General features: G+C 69.0%; 11 protein-coding genes. 2 read left to right on the forward strand and 9 right to left on the reverse strand.

Annotation, left to right across the window (positions count from 1 at the left end):
• Positions 1 to 127: 127 nt before the first annotated feature.
• The 9 genes from O9271_RS05940 to O9271_RS05980 all read right to left on the reverse strand — a co-directional run bounded on the left by O9271_RS05940 (position 128) and on the right by O9271_RS05980 (position 11,857).
• Entirely contained in the window at positions 128 to 2,440 is a 2,313-nt protein-coding gene (locus O9271_RS05940) for a tetratricopeptide repeat protein (protein ID WP_298267092.1), read from the reverse strand.
• Positions 2,437 to 3,150 (reverse strand): c-type cytochrome, encoded by a 714-nt coding sequence (locus tag O9271_RS05945; RefSeq protein WP_298267094.1) that lies wholly within the window; start codon positions 3,148 to 3,150, stop codon positions 2,437 to 2,439. Before O9271_RS05945 ends, O9271_RS05940 begins: the two co-directional genes overlap by 4 nt.
• 10 nt (positions 3,151 to 3,160) lie before the next feature.
• Positions 3,161 to 4,600, reverse strand: coding sequence for a carboxypeptidase regulatory-like domain-containing protein (locus O9271_RS05950; protein WP_298267096.1), 1,440 nt, complete (start codon positions 4,598 to 4,600; stop codon positions 3,161 to 3,163).
• Positions 4,601 to 4,826: 226 nt separating this feature from the next.
• Positions 4,827 to 6,191: a heterodisulfide reductase-related iron-sulfur binding cluster gene (locus tag O9271_RS05955; RefSeq protein WP_298267100.1), complete on the reverse strand. Its 1,365-nt coding sequence runs from the start codon at positions 6,189 to 6,191 to the stop codon at positions 4,827 to 4,829.
• Positions 6,192 to 6,195: 4 nt separating this feature from the next.
• Positions 6,196 to 7,332: an FAD-binding protein gene (locus tag O9271_RS05960; RefSeq protein WP_298267103.1), complete on the reverse strand. Its 1,137-nt coding sequence runs from the start codon at positions 7,330 to 7,332 to the stop codon at positions 6,196 to 6,198.
• On the reverse strand, positions 7,325 to 8,761 hold the full coding sequence (locus O9271_RS05965; RefSeq protein ID WP_298267106.1) for an FAD-linked oxidase C-terminal domain-containing protein: 1,437 nt from the start codon (positions 8,759 to 8,761) through the stop codon (positions 7,325 to 7,327). Before O9271_RS05965 ends, O9271_RS05960 begins: the two co-directional genes overlap by 8 nt.
• A 161-nt stretch (positions 8,762 to 8,922) precedes the next feature.
• On the reverse strand, positions 8,923 to 9,831 hold the full coding sequence (locus tag O9271_RS05970) for an RNA polymerase sigma factor RpoD/SigA (RefSeq protein ID WP_291260079.1): 909 nt from the start codon (positions 9,829 to 9,831) through the stop codon (positions 8,923 to 8,925).
• 358 nt (positions 9,832 to 10,189) lie between these two features.
• Positions 10,190 to 11,302: a 3-dehydroquinate synthase gene (gene aroB, locus O9271_RS05975; RefSeq protein WP_298267109.1), complete on the reverse strand. Its 1,113-nt coding sequence runs from the start codon at positions 11,300 to 11,302 to the stop codon at positions 10,190 to 10,192.
• Positions 11,303 to 11,311: 9 nt separating this feature from the next.
• Positions 11,312 to 11,857, reverse strand: coding sequence for a cob(I)yrinic acid a,c-diamide adenosyltransferase (locus tag O9271_RS05980; RefSeq protein ID WP_298267112.1), 546 nt, complete (start codon positions 11,855 to 11,857; stop codon positions 11,312 to 11,314).
• A gap of 85 nt (positions 11,858 to 11,942) precedes the next feature.
• Here O9271_RS05980 and O9271_RS05985 point away from each other — a divergent pair, with 85 nt between their 5' ends.
• Both O9271_RS05985 and O9271_RS05990 read left to right on the forward strand, forming a co-directional pair.
• On the forward strand, positions 11,943 to 14,177 hold the full coding sequence (locus O9271_RS05985) for a BamA/TamA family outer membrane protein (RefSeq protein WP_298267115.1): 2,235 nt from the start codon (positions 11,943 to 11,945) through the stop codon (positions 14,175 to 14,177).
• Positions 14,178 to 14,211: 34 nt separating this feature from the next.
• On the forward strand, positions 14,212 to 18,798 hold the full coding sequence (locus O9271_RS05990) for a translocation/assembly module TamB domain-containing protein (RefSeq protein WP_298267117.1): 4,587 nt from the start codon (positions 14,212 to 14,214) through the stop codon (positions 18,796 to 18,798).
• The last annotated feature ends 4 nt before the right edge of the window (positions 18,799 to 18,802 follow it).

The raw sequence follows: 18,802 nt of genomic DNA on the forward strand, positions 1-18,802 counted from the left end.
TCGTCCAGTCCCTTCGTCCCGTGCAGTCCCATCTCGGCACACCATTCGGCGGCTTATGTGAAATTACTGCATGCCAACTATCGGAATATCCCGGTCGGCGCGCCCTGTGCAGGATCCGGCCAGACGGTCAGCGCTCCTGCCGTGCCTCGCGCAGTGCCTCGAGTAGTCTGGCGGCTTCGGCGTGGGTCGGATCAAGCCCGAGCGCCCGCCGTGCCGATCGTTCTGCACCGGCAAGGTCACCCGCTTGAACGAACACGAGCGCCAGCTGGAAATGGCCAGTGGCCAGTCCCGGATCACGTGCCAGGGCCTTCTCCAGCCACGGGCGCGCCTCCGCCGCCCGCTCCTCGCGCAGCAGCATGGTCCCGATGTTGAGGTAGGGCACGGCGGCGGTCGGATCGCCGGCGATGGCCCGCTCATAAGCGGCACGCGCGCCGGCGCTGTTGCCCTGCTGCTCCAGTGCCAGCGCCAGGTTCACCTCCCCCAACGGCACCCGCGGATCGATTTGCAGGGAGTGCTGGTACGCGCGCATCGCCGCGCTCCAGTCGCCCTGCGCGGCCAGCGCCAGCCCCAGATTACGCAGCAGCGGTGCTGCATCGGGGGTGACCTCCAGCGCGGCGCGATAGGCGGCCACCGCCTCCCCTGGTCGGCCCGCATCACGGGCGGCATCCCCAATGCCACCAAGCACGGTGGCCCAGCGGCGGCGCAGCGCGTCACGCGTCGATGCATCGGGCGCGGCGGCAAGTCGCGTGGTCAGCTCCCGGCGGATGGTGCCGACATGACCGCGGGTGAGGTGCAGCAGCGCCATGGCGAGCGCCTGTACATCGAGATTGGGGCTGTCCGCGAGCCTGCGCGCCCGTTCCTCGAACTCGGCCGGTACGCGCTCCATGCGCGGCGTGGCAAACCGCTCGAGCCACTCCCCCATGCCGGCAACCTGTGCCATGGCATGCGTGGAACGCGGTTCGAGCAGCAGCGGCGTGGCGCGCTCGATATCGGTGACCCCCTGGGCCGCCAGCACCCCGCCCACGGCGCGGTCGTGCGGCTTGAGCGTGCCCCACCACTGAGTGACCTGCGCCTCGAGGTCGCGCACGCTCCGGTTCATATGGCACGAGCGGCACGCACCAACGAGTCCCAGTGCCGAGTCGAGGGCGGGTCGCGGGATGGCGATGGTGTGGTCGCTGCGGCCATAGCGCACGGCCTGCCCCAGTTCATGCTGCTGCTCGTACGGCATATGGCAACTCACGCAGCGGCTGCCGCGACTGTCGGGGGCGTGCCGCGTATGGCGTGACGGCTCGTCGCGTTTACTGGCGTGGCAACTCGTGCACTGTCGATCGTCGGTGCGTCCCGGAATCGGCTCGCCGTCGACCGTCCGATACCCTTGCGTATGCGGATCGTGACAGCTGGTGCAGGTCATGCCGCCGTTGCGATAACAATCACTCGCGTAGTGTCCCTCCTGATACGCGAAGGTACGTGTGCGACCATCCGGAGTAAACGGTCGGTCGCCCAGTTGCGACAGGGCGGTGGAGTAGAACTGCGTGAGCGGCGCTCCCGGTGTGTAGCCGGTTGCGAGTTGCGTCTTGAGGGCATGGCATCCCATGCAGGTGGCGAGGCTGCGCTCCTTGTCGACCGTCGCCAGTGCCTCGAGTCCGATGTCCGCGCCCGTGCTCCCCTGCTGCATGAGGCGCACGTGCCGGGCGGCAGGACCATGACAGCTCTCGCAGTTCACGGCGTACGTGGCGACCTGGGTGCGCCAGCGTCCGTCGCGCGCCTCGTACTGCACGGAGATGTTGCTGCCATGACAGCCCTGGCAGTTGCTGAAGCGCGGTTCGTCGCCGAGGATGCGCATGGGGGGCCAGTCTCCGCATTCGGCCAACCGCATGGTGGGGCGGATGGGCTGCCAGCCTTGGTCGCTGCGCGTGCCGGTATTGCAGAACCAGCGGCGTCCGTCCCTGCTCCAGTCGAACGGCAGGAAACGCACCGTGCCGTCGGTCCAGTTGGTCACGAACCCCTGCGTTCCGCCGCCCGCCATATGGCCACCACCAATGACGCCGTCCACCATGAAGACGGTGTCCGCTTCCCCCTCCCGTTGCAGGAGGAATTCGTAGCGCCCGCGGCGTTGGCGCGGCGTGACCGTAGCATCGGCAAACCGGATGGGTGCTCCCGAGAAGGGGGCGATGACCGACACGTCGTTGGTCGGGCTACCCGGCACACCGCCGGCTCGTCCGTGTGTGGAGCGGCTCCATTGCTCCACCTGCCGGGCATGACAGGTGAGGCAGGAGGCGTTGCCCGCAAACGACTCCGGTGGCGGCGCCGTGGGCGTGGCCAGCACCACTGCGGTGAGCGGCGTGGTGTCCTGCTCACCGGCGGCGTTGTCGCTTGCGCCCGTGGTGCACGCACCCAGCAGCACCAGCGCGACCCACGCTCGTTGGCGTGTGCGTGTCATGGCGGCCCTCCGTCGCGACTCCACGCCGGTCCCTGACAGCGGCAGAGCGTGCGTATGTACGCCACCAGCGCGCGAATCTGCGGTGTAGTGAGTGTTCCACCGAAGGCGGGCATGCGGTGATGCCGGTTCATGATCGCACCGCCTGCTTCAATGGTATCGAAGAGCGCGTCATCGCTGCGCCATCGCATGGCATCGGCATCGTGGTGGCGCGCCGGTGGCACGGGCAGCGCCTGCGCGTTGGGACCGTCGCCCATACCCGTGGTGCCGTGGCACCCGGCGCACCACTGCGCGTAGAGCCCCTTGCCGTCGGGCGCCGTGGGTGACGGCGCCACAGGTGACAAGGCCCCGGGGGGCACTTCGATGCGGGTGGGGTCACCGCCGAGATAGCGAACAATGAGGGCGCGCTCGCTGGCCGGCATGCGTACGCGCGGCATGCTCACACCGGGCTTCAGCCGCTGCGGATCGCTCACGATGGCGGCAATGTAGGCCGCATCGCGCCGCCCGCGCACGTCGTCGAGCGCCGGTGCCAGCTGTCCCCCTTCACCCTTGAGGCGGTGACAGCCAAGGCAGCTGTGCTTGTCCCGCAGCAACTGCTCGGCCTTGCGGACGGCGAAGCCCGACAGCGATTGCGCCACGCCCTGTTCGCCCGGCACGGTGAGGAGCATGAGGAGTGCGGCGAGGTGGACCGGGGTCCCGCGCGCGTGTCGCACCGCGCCGGTCCTACTTCTTCACCGGAGGATCATCCATGCGCGCCCCCGTCCAGATGACGGCACTGCCGCATCCGTTTCGAGTCTGGAACTGCAACGGGATGCTGGCGGTGCGTGCATAGAGTTCGATGGCGCGGACGTCCTTGGGATTGATGATGTTGTCGAGGTCGCCGTCCTCGATGTTCACGTACAGGCCGTTGAGAAAGATCGCCGGCGCGCAATCGCCGGTCATGCCCGTGCCGCGAACCAGCACCCGGTCGCGCCCGAACTGCCCCGGCATCGTGACCACACCCGGAAGCCCACGGAAGATGTCGCCCATGTAGGTCGGGCCCTTCTTGCGGATCTCCTCTTCGGTGAGGAAGTGGCCAAAGCCCAGCTTGCGGCGCCGCTCGAACTCATCGAGCGGCACCGCGCGATTGGCGCGCACGCGCAGGGTGTCGATATTGGTGACGAGTGCGGAGAGCGTGAGATCGACCACGGCCTCGCGTGTGGCCTGGAGGTCGGCCGGTGCCCGGTGTGGCTGGAACCCGACGGCGCGGGCCTCCACCGTATAGGTCCCTTCGGGCAGGTTGGCGAACTGATACTGGCCGGCGGCGTTCGCGCTGGCCTCGACGCCGGTGCCCCACAACGTGATGCGGGCGCCATTCACCGGCTGGCCGCTCTGGTTGCGCGCGATGCCACGCAGCGACGCGTTGCCGGTCAACACGCTCGTCACACGTGCCGTGCCTCCGGCGCCGCGCGCCTGTTGGCGTACGCCGCGGCCGATGACGAGATCTCGCAGCAGCAGGCCGTTGCCGGGCACCGGCAACTCCACAAAGCCGCTGCTGTCGATGTCGGCGAAGGCGCGCACGGTGATGGCGGTATTGGGGGGCACGCCGCACACGGCGAACGCGCCGTCGGCGGTGCCGGTGGCGATGCGCACGTTGGGTACGCGCTCGAGGCCTCGTGCCGTGACGCGATTGCTGTTGTATTGCGCGCGCACGCGCACCGGGACCGACGGTGGGGACCCGCCGGCAGTGCGTACCGTCCCGAAGAACAGGCCGCGTGGCAGTTCCGGCGTGGGGGCGCCACACCGCGCCTCGATGAGCGTGGCCGCCGACGGGGTGGCGAGGGTCAGCGAGATGGGATCGCCAGTGGTCACGTCCAGACGCAAGAGCTGGCTCTCGACGCCAAGGGAATCGAGGAAGGGGTGAAGAAAGCCGGCCAGATACACCCCGGTTGCCACGTCCTCCAACAGAAACGTGCCTTGCGAGGTGGAGGTCGTGGAGAGAATGCGTCCGCTGCCGTCGGCAGCCGTCAGCTGCACGGTGGCACCGCTCAACCGCCGTGAGCGCACGCTGTCGACGATTTCGCCACGCACCCTCGCGCTGACGCGAGCCGGTGTCTGTGCGAAGGCCGTCGTGGCCGCCAGCGCGAGGGTCCCGGCCGCGCCCACCCATATCATCCTCATCATGAGGCGATCATACCGCAAAGGCAGCCGGGGGGCCAGCCGCCTCCGTCGCGCTCAGCGCAGGCGACGCAGTGTGCCGTCGATCACGGTGCGCTTCCCGCATTCCTGCTCCCGCCCCCGTACGCTCTCGCCGTCCACGCGTGAACGGTGATGACCGTGCGCACAATGGGCACGGGTCGACATGGCAGATGCTCGGGCCGCGAACGACGCCGATTCAGGGAACCGCAGGCTACGGGCGTCCTCGATCGGGATAACTGGCTGCCAGCAACTCGATGGGATGGGCTACCGTGACGCCGGACCCACTCATGAGGAGCCCCGCTCCAATCTGCATGTGGCAACCAGGATTGCCGGTCGCCACGATCTGGGCATGGGTGTCGGCAATGCGGGCGAGTTTCGGGGCCAGCACCGCGTCCGAGGTGGCGGGTTCCACGAGATTGTAGATGCCGGCCGATCCGCAGCACTGATCGGCGTCCTCGAGCGGCACGAGGTCCAGCCCGGGCACCGCCTCGAGCACCACCATGGGGGGTCGCACCACACGCTGCGCATGCATCTGATGGCACGGCGGGTCGTGCGTGACCCGCAGCCCAATGGGGGTGGTGCCCATGCGCACGCCGGAGGAGGCCAGCAGTTCGCTGACATCGCGCGTGCGCGCTGACAGCGCCTCCGCGCGCGCCGACCACGCCGGATCGTCGTGCAGCAGGTGACCATACTGCTTGAGCATGGCACCACACCCCGCCGCGTTCACCACGATGAGATCGGCGGCGGTGCGCTCGAACGCGGCAATGTTCTCGCGCGCCAGGGCCCGCGCCCCCTCGAGATCACCCGCGTGGGCATGCAAGGCGCCGCAGCAACGCTGCCCCGGGGTGGCACACGATCGATACCCGTGGTATGCAAGGACGTGTACCGTGGCGTCGTTGACATGCCCAAACAGCCCCGACATTACGCACCCATCGAGCAGTGTGACCACGGGTGCCGGTGGTGCCGCGACCTCGGTGTTCTTCGCGTGGGCAACGTCTGCCGCGGCCGGCGCGCGTGGGGCCATGATGCGACGGCGCCAAGGCCCCGGTGCGGAGGCCGCCAGCATGGCAAACGGGAAGGCCAGCCGACGGGGGAGCAGGCGCGCGAGGAGCCGTGGCAGTCCAGTGGCGCGCACCGCACGCGCACCCGCCAGTGCCGCGCGCAGCAGCACATGATACCGGAATACGGTCAGTACCACCTGCGCCACGCGCGGGATCCCCCGCACGGGGCGCATCGTGGCGCGGGTGGCCTCGAGCAGTTCTCCGTAGGGTACGCCGGATGGGCACGCCGTCTCGCAGGCGCGACAGCCGAGGCAGCGGTCGAAGTGCTGCGCCACGCCCTCGTCCGCGAGCGCAATCTCGCCGTCCAAGAGGCGGCGCATGAGCACCAGACGGCCACGTGGCGAGTCGTTCTCGTCTTCGAGATTCACGTACGTGGGGCACGCCTGCAGACAGAAGCCGCAGTGCACGCACGCATCGAGCCCCGCCGCCGCCTGCTGCAACGGCGTCCCGGGCAGCGCGCAGTGCGGCGTCACGGCGGTCACGTGATCGGTGGTGGAGGAAACGGACGGAGGCATGGGTTCACGCATCGGGATGGGCACGCGTCGACGGCAACCACTCGGCGAGGCGATTAAGCACGTCACGGGCATCGAAGGCGTACTTCACGCCGGCCTCCAGTGGTGTACGCGGCGTATGGTGCGGTGCGGACCGTGTGCGTCCCTGATCGACCACCACGGTCATCGTGTGCAGGGCGCCGCGCGCAGCGGCGAGCCGGTACCACGTGGCCAGATCGCGTTCCAGCGACGCGAGGCCCGTACCGGGCATGACCAGCCGCAGGGAGCCGTGCGCCGGATCGTAGCTGAGCGTTGCCGAGTCGAACGCGTCGCGCGCGGCGCGAAAGAACGGCACGGCGTCCGATCGATGCGTCCGGGCACGCAGCACGATCGCGTCCGGGGGGGTGGCGCGCAGCGTACGCCATGTTTCGTCGTCGGGTGCTTCCCGTACATCGCCCACCGGCAGCGCCTGCAGCCGCGCGTGCAGCGCGCGCACGCGACTGGTGTTGCCGGAGAGCCGCGCCCAGAGTCGCGGCTCCTCGCCAGGGGAACTCACCAGCAGCATGGGCAGCGGCGCCCGCTGCGCCAGCACCGCGGGCAGCAGGTCGTCGAGGGCACCGGTGTCGGCATGCGGCACGGCGGCGCACACCAGCCGATCGACCGGCGGGCGGGCATGCAGGCGCAGGCTCACCTCGGTGATGACACCGAGCGTGCCCCACGCGCCCGTCTGCAACCGCACGAGGTCGAACCCCGCCACGTTCTTCACCACGTGCCCTCCGGCGCGCATGACGACACCGTCCCCCGTCACGACCTGCACGCCGAGCACGAGGTCGCGCACACGATGGTCACCCAACGCGAGTGGTGCTGGCGACGCGGTGGCCACGACGGCACCGATCGTGTCGTCGGGGGTGCCGTACGGATCGAGGGCCAGCATCTGCCCGTGTGCCGCCGTGGTCGCCGCGAGTTCGGCGAGCGTGGTGCCCGCCGCCACGGTGACGACCAGATCGCCCGGCGTGTACGCGCGAACGCCACGCAGGTGCCGCACCGACAGCGACGCGGCCGGCGCCCACGGCCCTCCGGCATGCAGCCAGCTGCCGCCTCCCTCGATGCGCAGCGGCCCCGACGCTGCGCGGATCTGCTCGGCCAGCCTGGTGATGTCAGACACGGACCTGTGGGCCACGGGGGCTCGGGCCGGTGGCCCCGTGCCACTCACGGCAGCTGTGCACCGGGATCACCTTGCCGGGATTGGCGCGCGTCTCCGGGTCGAAGACACGCCGCACCCGACACATCATGTCGAGCGAGTCGGCGTCAAACAGCGATTCCATGTACGGGAGCTTGTCGAGTCCCACCCCGTGCTCGCCGGTAATGGTGCCTCCCGCCTCGATGCACGCCGTCATGATCGCCCCCATCGCCTCGTGGACGCGCGCGCTCTCCGCCGCGTCGTGCGCGTTGTACGGGATGTTGGGATGCAGGTTGCCATCCCCGGCGTGGAACACATTGCACACGCGCACACCGAACCGTTCGCCGATCTGCTCGATGGCCGCCAGGACCTCGGGGAGCCTGGTCCGGGGCACCACGGCGTCCTGGACGACGAGCGCCGGGGCGAGGCGCCCCATGGCGCCGAAGGCCTTCTTGCGGCCCTGCCACAGCCGTGCGCGGTCGGCGGCGTCGGTTGCCACCGCGACCGATCGGGCGCCGGCCGCATGGCAGGCGTCCCGGATGATGGCCACGTCTTCGTCGAGCCCCTCCGCCACCCCGTCCACTTCGCAGAGCAGCACAGCCGCCGCGTCCACCGGATATCCCGCCGCATAGATGCTCGCCTCCACACACCGGATGGTGGCGTTGTCCATCATCTCCAACGCGGCAGGGACGATCCCGCTGGCGATGATGCGGGAGACGGCACGCGCGGCGTCGGTGACGCTGGCAAAGTCGGCGAGGAGTGTGTGCACCGCATCGGGGAGTGGAACCAGCTGTACCGTGACCTCCGTGGCGATGCCGAAACACCCCTCGCTGCCAACGAACGCACCCAGCAGGTCATAGCCCGACGACTCGGCGTACGCCCCACCGAGCCGTGTGACGGTGCCATCGGGGAGTACCACCTCGCACTCCAGCACGTGGTTCAGCGTGACGCCGTACTTGAGGCAGTGGGGGCCACCGGCGTTTTCGGCGACGTTCCCACCAATCGTACAAGCGGTCTGGCTCGAGGGATCGGGCGCGTACTGCAGGCCATAGCGCGTCGTCACGCGCGAGAGACTCGCGTTCACGACCCCCGGTTCGACGCGCGCCAGACGGTTCACCGGATCGACGTCGAGGATGCGGGTGAGCCGATTCAGGCCGATGAGCACGATGCCGTTGGCAAGCGCGCCCCCAGAGAGGCCGGTTCCGGCGCCACGTGGTACCCACGGGGTGCCGGTGTCTGCCAGCGCCCGTACGACCGCGATCACCTCGGCCCGGGAACCAGGGAACACCGCCAGCGCTGGCGTGGCGCGATACCCCGGCAGGCCGTCGGAATCGTAGGGGGCCAGCTCCGGGGCGCGTGACTTGACCCACCGTGGGCCAACAATTCCCTCGAGCGTCTCGCGCAGCGCAGTCATGGTCGCAAACTGTTGCCGCGGCAGTCGCAGGAGAAGAGGTGCGACCGGTGGGCCGCGCGTTACCCACATGACCATCGGTGACGGGGAAACGGGCACGGCGGAGTCCTTGTCGCCGTGCCCGTTTCGCGTCCGTCCATACTACCAAGCTGAGTGCCGGGTGCTCAGGCGGCGCCCCAGAACCCGGCCAGCGCGTGGCCATCCGGCGATTCGCGCAGCTTTTCGAAGGCCCGCTCCCGAATCTGGCGGATACGCTCGCGGGTGACGCCCATGAGCGCGCCGATGCGCTCGAGCGTCATGGCTTCGGCCCCTTCGTCGAGCCCGTAGTACAGATAGAGGATCTTGCGCTCGCGCGGGGTCAGGTACTTGCGGAAGACACGATCGATGAACTCCCGCATGAGACGGAAGTCGGTGCCGTCTTCGATATCGGCGTGCGTTTCGCCGGCGAAGCGCTCACCGAGCGTGGACGCTTCGCGATCCTGACGGTCGATCGGCGCGTCCAGCGAGACCTCGGTGCTGGTGATCTGGCGGGCGCTGCGCACCTGCTCCACCGGTTCATCGAGCAGCTTGGCCATTTCGGCGTCGGTGGGCTCGCGGTTGAGCACCTGCGAGAGAATCATCTCCCCGCGTGCCATGCGGATGAGTTGCGAATTCTGGTTGAGGGGAATCCGCACGCTGCGTGTCTGCTCGGCCAGCGCCTTGAGCACCGCCTGGCGCACCCACCATACCGCGTAGGAGATGAACTTCACGCCCTGATCCGGGTCGAACTTCCGGACCGCCTTGAGCAGCCCCTCGTTGCCGATGGCCACGAGTTCGGAGAGGTCGAGGCCATGACCCTGGTACTTCTTCACGTAACTGATGACGAACCGGAGATTCGCGGTGACCAGACGCTCCGCCGCGCTCTCGTCGCCCTTCTGCGCCAATCGCGCCAGCCGGCGCTCCTCGGCGGCATCCGTGATGAGGGGGAGCTTCTGAATGTCGTGCAGGTACTGGTCGAAGGCCGTGGAAGGCGCGGATCGGAAGAACCCTTTGGAACGGGTCTCGGAAGTCCTGGTCGCGGCGGCTGCCTGCATACGTCCTCGTCGTACGTGTTGCAGAGGTAGGGCCGGGGGAACGGCCCGAACTAGGGGTGGGAGCGCCACGATAACGGTCCCCGTCTGGACGGTCAATGAAAATTTTCCCAGTGCGACTAATAGAGACAGTAAAAAGCTACTATAAAGACAGTTGATCGAATTCCGTACAAAGATAACCGACTGCGACATGCGGGATTCGGCGTACGCCAGCGACTCGTCCCACCGGTATCCGCGGGGGTGTGGCGGCCATGCCGCGGCTCGTGGCATCGTCCCCCCATTCTCGGTATCGTGCCAAAGGCAACGAGTCCTGCGGCCACCGCGGCCCCGGACATTCGTTCGGGGCGGTGGCGCATCGTGGTTACGCCGCGGTGCCGAGGGACTCGGTGAGCACGGTCATGACCACATCGTCGGGCACCGGTACGGCCCAGCGTCCCTCCGCCGCCTCCATCTCGCCAATGGCGCGGGGAAGGGCATAGCGCGCGGCGCCACTGCGCGCCTTCTTGTCGCCGTGTGTCTCGGCCACCACGGCGGCCGGGTCGATTCCCGGCGGGAGCGTTACCGGCAGCCCGGCGCGCTGTACCGCGTCGCGGATCGACCGCGACAGTCCGTGGTGCGCAAGGCCGATCTGTTCGGCAAGTCGTGCCTCGACCACCATCCCCATGGCGACCGCCTCGCCATGCAGCATGTCGTACTGCCGAACCTTTTCAATGGCGTGCGCAATGGTATGGCCAAAGTTGAGGATTTGTCGCAACCCCCCCTCGCGGGTATCCTCGGCCACCACGTGGGCCTTGATGTGCACGCTGCCGGCAATGAGGGTATCCAGTCCCTTGGCCTTGGCCCCCTGCCTCACGACGTCGGGGAGTGCCGCGAGCACCTGGTCGAAGTAGCTCGCGTCGGCAATCACCCCGTGCTTGAGCATTTCGGCGAGTCCGCTCCGCAGCACGGCCGGGGGCAGCGTCTCGAGCACCAGCGGGTCGATGACCACGGCGGACGGATTGTGAAACGCCCCGACAAGGTTCTTCCCGGCGGGGGTGTCCACGGCCGTCTTCCCGCCAACGGACGCGTCCACCATGGCGAGCAGCGTGGTGGGGACCTGCACGACGGGGAGGCCGCGCATGAACGTGGCGGCAACGAATCCGGCCAGGTCGCCCACGACTCCGCCACCCAGCGCAATGATCGTGGTGTCGCGTCCGGCCCCCCACGCCACGAGCGCGTCCGTCAGCTCGGCCCAGCGCGCTCGGGTCTTTTCCTGTTCCCCGGGGGGAATGGTGAAGAGCTGCGCCGGTACGCCGGCACATTGCGCCAGTATCCTGTTGGCGTGGTGGGCACCCACGACGCGATCGCTGATGATGGCGACGCGATGGGCGGGCGCCGTGTCGCGCACGACGGCCCCCACCTCTGCCAGGACCCCGTTGGCGCAGTACACGGGGTACCCAAGCGGGAGCGCGAGCGGCGTGGGGAGTACGCCCATGTCAGCGCATCACCAGGTGACTTCGCCGGCTCCCGCGCGCTTGTTGGCGACACGGGCCAGCATGAACAGGAGATCAGAGAGCCGGTTGAGGTAGATCACCACGAGGTGCGGCAGCTCCACCTCGCTGGCCAGGTGCACCACGCGGCGCTCGGCGCGCCGGCACACGGTGCGGGCCACGTGCAGCGCCGCCGCCTTGGGGGTGCCGCCGGGAATGATGAAGCTGCGGAGCGGCTCCAGCTCCTGCTCGCACGCATCGATCGCCTTTTCGAGCTCGTCGATGCGTCCTTCGTCGATGCGGGCCTTGGTGAGATGGTCGCGCATCTTCTCGAGGTCCGGGGTCGCCAGCAGCGCGCCGATGGCGAAAAGGTCGCGCTGAACGGGGACCAGCACCTCGTCGATACGCGGGATCATCTGGATGGAGCGGGCCATGCCGAGCGAGGCATTCAGTTCGTCCACGTCACCATACGCGTCGACACGCGGGTGGTCCTTGCCTACGCGGCCGCCGCCAAAGAGAGCGGTCGCGCCTTCGTCACCGGATCGGGTATAGATCTTCATGCCGAAAGATAGCGGATGCCGCTCCAAAGCCGCAGGTCGAGGTTGACTGGTTCCCTGAGCCACGTGAGGTTTCACGCTATAGAACGTGCGATTATTTCCCCGCTTCCTTGCCGCGCTCGCTGCGCTGTGGTGTGCCGCGCCGGTCGCCGCGCAGGACCTGTCCTGCGAACGTGGTGACCGCGAGGTGCGGTCGCTGCGCTTCGTTGGTAACCGTGAGTACTCCGCTGCGGTCCTGGCGACCACCGTGGCGACGCTGCCGTCGACGCTCCCCGGGGTGCCGCTGATCGGCACCCGGCGCTGCCTCGATCCGGTCGAGTTCGCGCGGGATCTCCGCCGGCTGGAGACCCTGTATCGGCGGCGTGGGTACCCTGACGTGCGGGTAGACACCGTCGTTCGCGTGGTGCGCCCGGCTGTCATCGATATCGAGTTCCAGATCGCCGAAGGGGAACCGATGCGGGTGTCGGCGTTCGTCGTCCGCGGGATTGAAAGCAACGAGGCACTGGCCACGGCGGCACGCGACTTCCCGCTCCGCGCGGGCGGGTTGTTCGACCGGAGCGCGCTGGAGGCGGGGCGCGATACGCTCGTCCGGCGCCTGCGCAATCTCGGCTGGCCGCAGGCCGAGGCGCTGCTGGCGTACACCACCGACGTGCGGGCACGTACCGCCGATGTGGAGGTCACGGTGGTACCGGGTGCACGGGCGCGGGTCGGACGCATCGCGATCGCCGTGGACACCAGCCTGGGTGCTCGCGCGGTTTCCGACGCCACCATTCGGCGGACCATGGCGTTGCGCTCGGGCGACTGGTACTCGGTGCGCCGCATCATCGATGCCCAGCGCAACCTGTACCAGACCGACGCCTTTCAGCGGGTGGAGCTGCAGCCTGACAGTGTGCAACCGCCGGGGGACACCCTCGTCAACCTGACCGCGCGCCTCGTCGTGGGCGACCGCTTCGCGGCGCGCGGGGGCGTGGGCTGGGCCACCCTCGATTGCTTCCGCGCGCAAGGGTCTCTCACCGACCGGGATTTCCTGCCCTATGCCCAGCGGCTGGAACTCACCGCGCGTGTCAGCAAGATCGGTCTTGGGGCTCCGCTCGACGGTGCCGATGACTTCTGCCAGGGGCAGGCGCGCAGCGATCCCTACAGCCGCACGCTCAACTACTACACGTCGATGACGCTACGCCAGCCGGTGCGAGCCGATCAGGCCCGGGTGCCGTCGCTCACCGTGTTCAGCTCGACGCTGTCGGAGTTCAAGGCGTACCTGCGCCGCACGCCCATTGGCGGCGTGCTCTCGCTCTCGGATCCCTTTGCCCTGCGTCCGTCGCCCCGCACGCCCAGTACGCTCTCGTATCAGCTGGAACTGGGGCGCACCGAGGCGGAGCCGGCGTTCTTCTGCGCGGTCTTCAACGCGTGCGACAACGATCTGCGCAGTTTCCTGCAGCGCAACAACCGCCTGGCCGCCGTGGAGTTCTCGCTGTCGCGCGAACGGCTGAACGACGCGGTCAGACCCACGGGCGGGACCATCATGCGCGCCACGCTGCGTCACGCCAGCACGTGGATCGGCTCGGACGCCACCCAGCAGTTCAATCGCGCGTCCGGCGACGTGTCGTGGTACCGGCAGGTGGCCGGGGCGACGATCACCGCCCACGTCCGCGCCGGCATCGTGCAGGGGCTGGGGACCGGCAGCGGATTCGCCGGCTTCATTCCGCCGCAGGAGCGGCTTTACGCCGGTGGCCCGACCACGGTGCGAGGGTTTCGGCAGAACGAACTGGGCCCCGCCGTGTACATTGTGAGTGACTTCACCACCGAGACGGTGAACGGCGTGACCTACTTCCGTGCCGACCAGCGCGCGGTCACCGAGCGCGTGGTCCCCACGGGCGGCAACACGCTGGTCGTGGGCAACCTCGAGGCGCAATGGGTGAGTCCCGTGCTCCCGCGCCTGCTGCAGCTTGCCGCCTTTGCCGACGCCGGGCGGCTCTGGAACCGGGGGGGCACGGCGCTTCGCGCCGACGGGCCGGTGGTGAAGGTCACCCCCGGGTTGGGCGTGCGGGTCGCATCGCCATTTGGCGCGGTGCGCATTGACTTCGGGTACAACCCCTACGAGTTGCCGGCCGGTGCGGCCTACTTCAACGCGCGTCCACAAGGCGGGGTGGCCCCGCTCTATTGTGTCAGTCCCGGCAACACCTTGGGGGTGACCCTCGCCGCTGCCGATGGCCAGCCGGCGGCGCAGGCGGCGGGCAGCTGTCCGGCCACGTACCGGCCGGTCCGGCGTACGGGATTCTTCCGTCGTCTCAATCCCAGCATCTGGATCGGGCAAGCCTTCTGATGCTGCGCGCCGCCGCCGCCGGGGGGGCCTCGTAATGGCGCCACGCCGCCGCACGATCGTCCTGGGTACCGCTGCCGTCCTGCTGTCGCTGCTCGCGGCCGTGGTGGGCGGCGTCGTGACCCTCACGCAGACCGCGCGCGGCCGCGCCCTCATTCTCCGCACCGTGATGCCGCTCGCGCGCGCGGCCATTCCGGGGCGGCTCTACGTGGGCGCGGTGGGCGGCAATCTCTTCAGCGACATCACCATCGACAGCGTCGATGTCCGGGCCCCTGACGGGACACCGTTTCTCAGCACGGGGCCGATCCGCCTCAGTTATGATCCGCGCGATCTGCTCGACGCGCGCATCGTGGTGAAGTCGCTCGAAATCACGCGACCGGTGATCACCCTCATCGACTACGGCAAGGATGATTGGAACTGGCGTCGCGCGCTGCAGCGCACCCCGCGCCGTCGCAGCGCGCCAGGCACGACCCGGTTCGGCAAGTACATCGTGATCGACACCACGGCGCTTCACGAAGCGACCTTCGTGATGCGGCTCCCCTGGCAGCTGGCGGACTCCCTGCGCGGGGCCAAGCGCGACAGTGCGTTGGCCTACAACCTGGGGCGCCTCGACGGGGAGGTGCGACGGGAGGATGGCCGGCTTGTGCGCGTGCACCGCTTCGTGCGCGGCAATCTGGCACTGGGGCGTTCATGGCTGGCGCACCCCGACACGGCCGGCATGCGCTTCCCGGTGCGCCGTCTCGACGTGATGTGGATCCATCCGCCCTTCTGGTTCAAGGATCTTTCGGGGGATTTCCGTCGCCTCGGCGATTCCCTGTGGGTGGAGAATGCCCGGTTCGACCTGCCGCGCAGTACGGCGCGCGGCGGCGCCAAGATCGTCTGGGGCGGCAACCTCCCCGTGCGCTACGATGTGCGCCTGCGTCTCGACAGTGTGGCCCTGAGCGATCTCGCGTGGATCGACGAGACCGTGCCGCACACCGGGGGCGGCAGCGCCAGGCTCACCATGCGGAACGACCCGCGCGATCTCAACATCATCGATTACGCGATCACCGACATGGACGCGCGGTCGCTGAAGTCACGACTGCGGGGCTCGATGACCTGGGGCGTGGGTGGCTTCGTGACGCGGCTGACCAACGTGAACCTCGACCTGCAGCCCGCCCACACCGAGCTGCTGCGCTGGTTCAACGGGGAGCCCTTCCCGTACGACTGGCGCGGGGCCGTGCGCGGGACGCTCCGCGCCAGCGGTGGCTACGTGACCGACTGGGCGCTCGATGAGGCACGGGTGACGTTCGAGGACGAGCACGTGCCGGGCGCCATCTCACGGGCACAGGCCAGGGGACGCCTCGACATCTTCCGGCCTGCCGAAGCCATCCTCAAGGGGATGGACCTCACGATCGACCAGCTCGATTTTCGCACGCCACGGTTCGTGAACCCGCTGTTCGCGGAGCTGGGCGGCTTTGCGCGTGGAGTGGTGCGCCTCGACTCCCTGTGGTACGATGCGCGCTTCCGTAACGCGGACGTCGAACTCGTGGACGGCCCGGGGCAACCCTCGCGCTTCACCGGGACCGGCCGCTACACGCTGGTCACGGAAGGGGTCAAGTTCGACGTGGATCTCGAGGCGTTGCCGCTTTCGTACACTACCCTGTCGCGTTCCTATCCCAACATGCCGCTGCGCGGCAGTGCCGTGGGACGCATTCGGGCCACGGGCATGGCCGACCGGTTCGACCTGAACACCACCCTCTCCGGTGAAGGGGGGGAGGTGAGCTTCACCGGCGTGGCGGATGCGCTGGAACCGGTGATGGGGGCGGCCGGCGAGTGGCGAGTGCGCGGCGGGAACCTGCAGGCGCTGTTCGGCAGCAGCACCTTCCCGACGTCGACGCTCAACATGGCGGGCACGGTCGACCTCACGGGCACCGTCAACGCGTTGGGAGTCTTCCGCAACGACAGCTTCACCGGCCCGCTGCGCGCAACGATCGATCAGTTCTCGCGGATCGCCGATGCGCGGGTCTTCGGAGGGAGCGCCGCGCTGCGTTTCGACCAGGGCGTCGTGCGGGTCGACACCCTGACGCTCGAAAGCTCGGCGGCGCGCCTGACGGCCCGCGGGGGGGTGGGCCTGACCGAGGCCAAGCGCGATTCGCTGCTGCTGTCGGTGCACATCGATTCCCTGGGCGGGCTGCGCCCGTGGCTTTCGCCCACCGATACCGGCAAGCGCGCGCTGGTCCTGCCGACCGACACGCTGCGTGGTACCGTGGAGGTGTCGGGCGCCCTCCGTGGCTCCATCGACACGCTGGACACGCGAGGGCTCGATCTGCAGCTGCGGGCTGACGTGAGTGATCTCGTGGTCGCGAGTTCCCGCTCCATCCGCACGGCCTTCGACCTCGACGTGCGTGATGTGCTGCGCGGCGCCACCGGACTCTTCACGGCGTCCGCCGATTCGGCCTATGTGGCGGGCATCGACGTGGCGGCTGCGACGGCGCGTGCCACGCTCAAGGGCGGACTCGCCGATCGGTTTTCCTTTGCCTTGCGCACGCCGTCGGAGTCGCGCGTGGCGATTGCCGGCGGGGTCACGCGGCGTGGAGATTCCACCGACGTGCGTCTGGACACGCTTACGGTGCGCGTCGATACCCTGGGCGCGCGGCCGCGCGGCTTCGCGCTGGTCGGCCCGTCGACGCTGCGGTGGCAGCCCGACGGCGAGGGCGCGCTGGACTCCCTCGTGCTGCAGCACACCGATACGGGGAGAGTGGCCGTGCGCGGGCGGGTGGCGGCCGGCGGCGCCGTCAGCGCGAGCGTCGATGTGGCCCGTTTGCCGCTCAGCGATATCGGTCGCCTCCTGCGCCGCTCGGGGCTCGAACAGGGAGCGCTGTCGGCGCAGGGCGTCGTCAGCGGCACGCGCGAGCAGCCGCGGCTCACGGGCTCGGTCTCGCTGGCCGACGTCGTGGTCGGCCGTGTACGCCTCGGCGACCTGAGCGCACAGGCGCGGTACGACTCGCTGCGGCTCACCCTCAATGGCGCCCTGCGCCTGCGCGGCGTCGATGCCGTGCGGGCCACGGCCTCATTGCCACTCGATCTGGCGCTCGCGTCCCGCACCACGCGCCGTATCGACGAGCCGCTGGCCGGGCGCATCACCGCCCAGCGTACCGACCTGTCGCTGCTCGAAGCGCTCTTTCCGGATGTCACGCGGGCCGCGGGAACACTGGAAAGCGATGTGCAGCTCACCGGCACGTGGAATCGACCACGCCTCCGTGGGCAGGTGCGCATGGACAGCGCAGCGCTCACGCTCGCGAATCTCGGCATTCGTCTGGAGCGCGCCACCGCTGACATCGGACTGACCGGCGACAGCATCCTCATTCGGCGCTTCGGCGCCGTGAGTGGTGCCCCCACCGATACCCTCGGCGTGTCCGGGGTGATCGGCATCACCGAGATCGCCAGGCCGTCGTTCAACCTCCGTCTGGCGGCCAACAACTTCCTCGCGGTGGACAAGGCGCGCACGGCAACGCTCACGGTCAGCACGCCCATGCCGGTCGTGCTCACCGGCCCGGGCGACGCAGCTCGTCTGCGTGGCGCGGTACGTGTCGATCGCGGGCGCGTGTACATCAGCCAACTCACCCAGCGTCGCGCGCTGGACCTGAGCGACAATCTCGATCTCGTGGATACGACGCCACTGGTGATGAATGCGCTGCTGCCCAACGCGCCGAGTGCACTGGTGCGAAACCTGCAACTCGACGATGTGCGCATCGGCATCGGCGACGACGTGTGGCTGCGCTCCCCCGAGGCGAACCTCAAGCTGGGGGGGCAGCTTCGCGTGACCCAGGCGCCATCGCGTGATGGGCGCGTCGCCCGATTGGCGCTGGCCGACTCGCTCACCGTTGAACGGGGCACGTACCAGCTCAACCTCGGGCTGGCCCGGCCAAGCTTCGAGGTGGAACGCGGACTCGTGCGTTTCTTTGGTGATCCGGAGCTGCAGCCCACCCTCGATATCGCGGCGCTGCATACTGTACGCGAGACGCGGGCGAACTCCAACCAGCAGTTCGTGCGCATCCGTGTGAACATCGGCGGGACGGTCGATCGCCCCACGTTGGCGCTCACCAGTGCCGACAATCCGCCCCTGCCCGAGAGCGACCTGCTCAGTTACCTCGTGACCGGGGAACCGGCGTACACCGTGCTGGGGAGCACGTACGCCGAACAGGGGGCCACGCTGGCGCTTCGGCTGGCCGGGTCGTACCTGTCGAGTCGACTGGCCGGTGGCCGCTTCGACGTGGTGCAGGTGGAGCCCACGGCCCTCAATCCGGGTGACGCGGCCAATCTCCGCCAGAACGGCCTCGGCATTCTGGCCTCCACGCGCGTGGGGGTTGGCGGACAGGTGGCCCGCAACACCTTCCTCACCTTCAGTACCGGCCTGTGCGGGCTGGCACCGCAGAGTGGCGGCAACGGCGATGCCCTCTCGCTCTTTGCGCAGGGACTGGGGGTCAAGGTGGAGCGACGCTTCGAGGGGGGGCTCTCCGTTTCAGCGGGGGTGGAGCCCGGGTCGAGCGCCCAGGCCTGCGGCCGGGCAGGCATCAGCCGCACTTTCCAGCAGACGCCGCCGCAGGTGGGGATCGACTTCTTCCGCTTCTGGACCTTCTAGGCGA

This window comes from Gemmatimonas sp. (genome assembly GCF_027531815.1).
Classification (GTDB): Bacteria; Gemmatimonadota; Gemmatimonadetes; order Gemmatimonadales; family Gemmatimonadaceae; genus Gemmatimonas.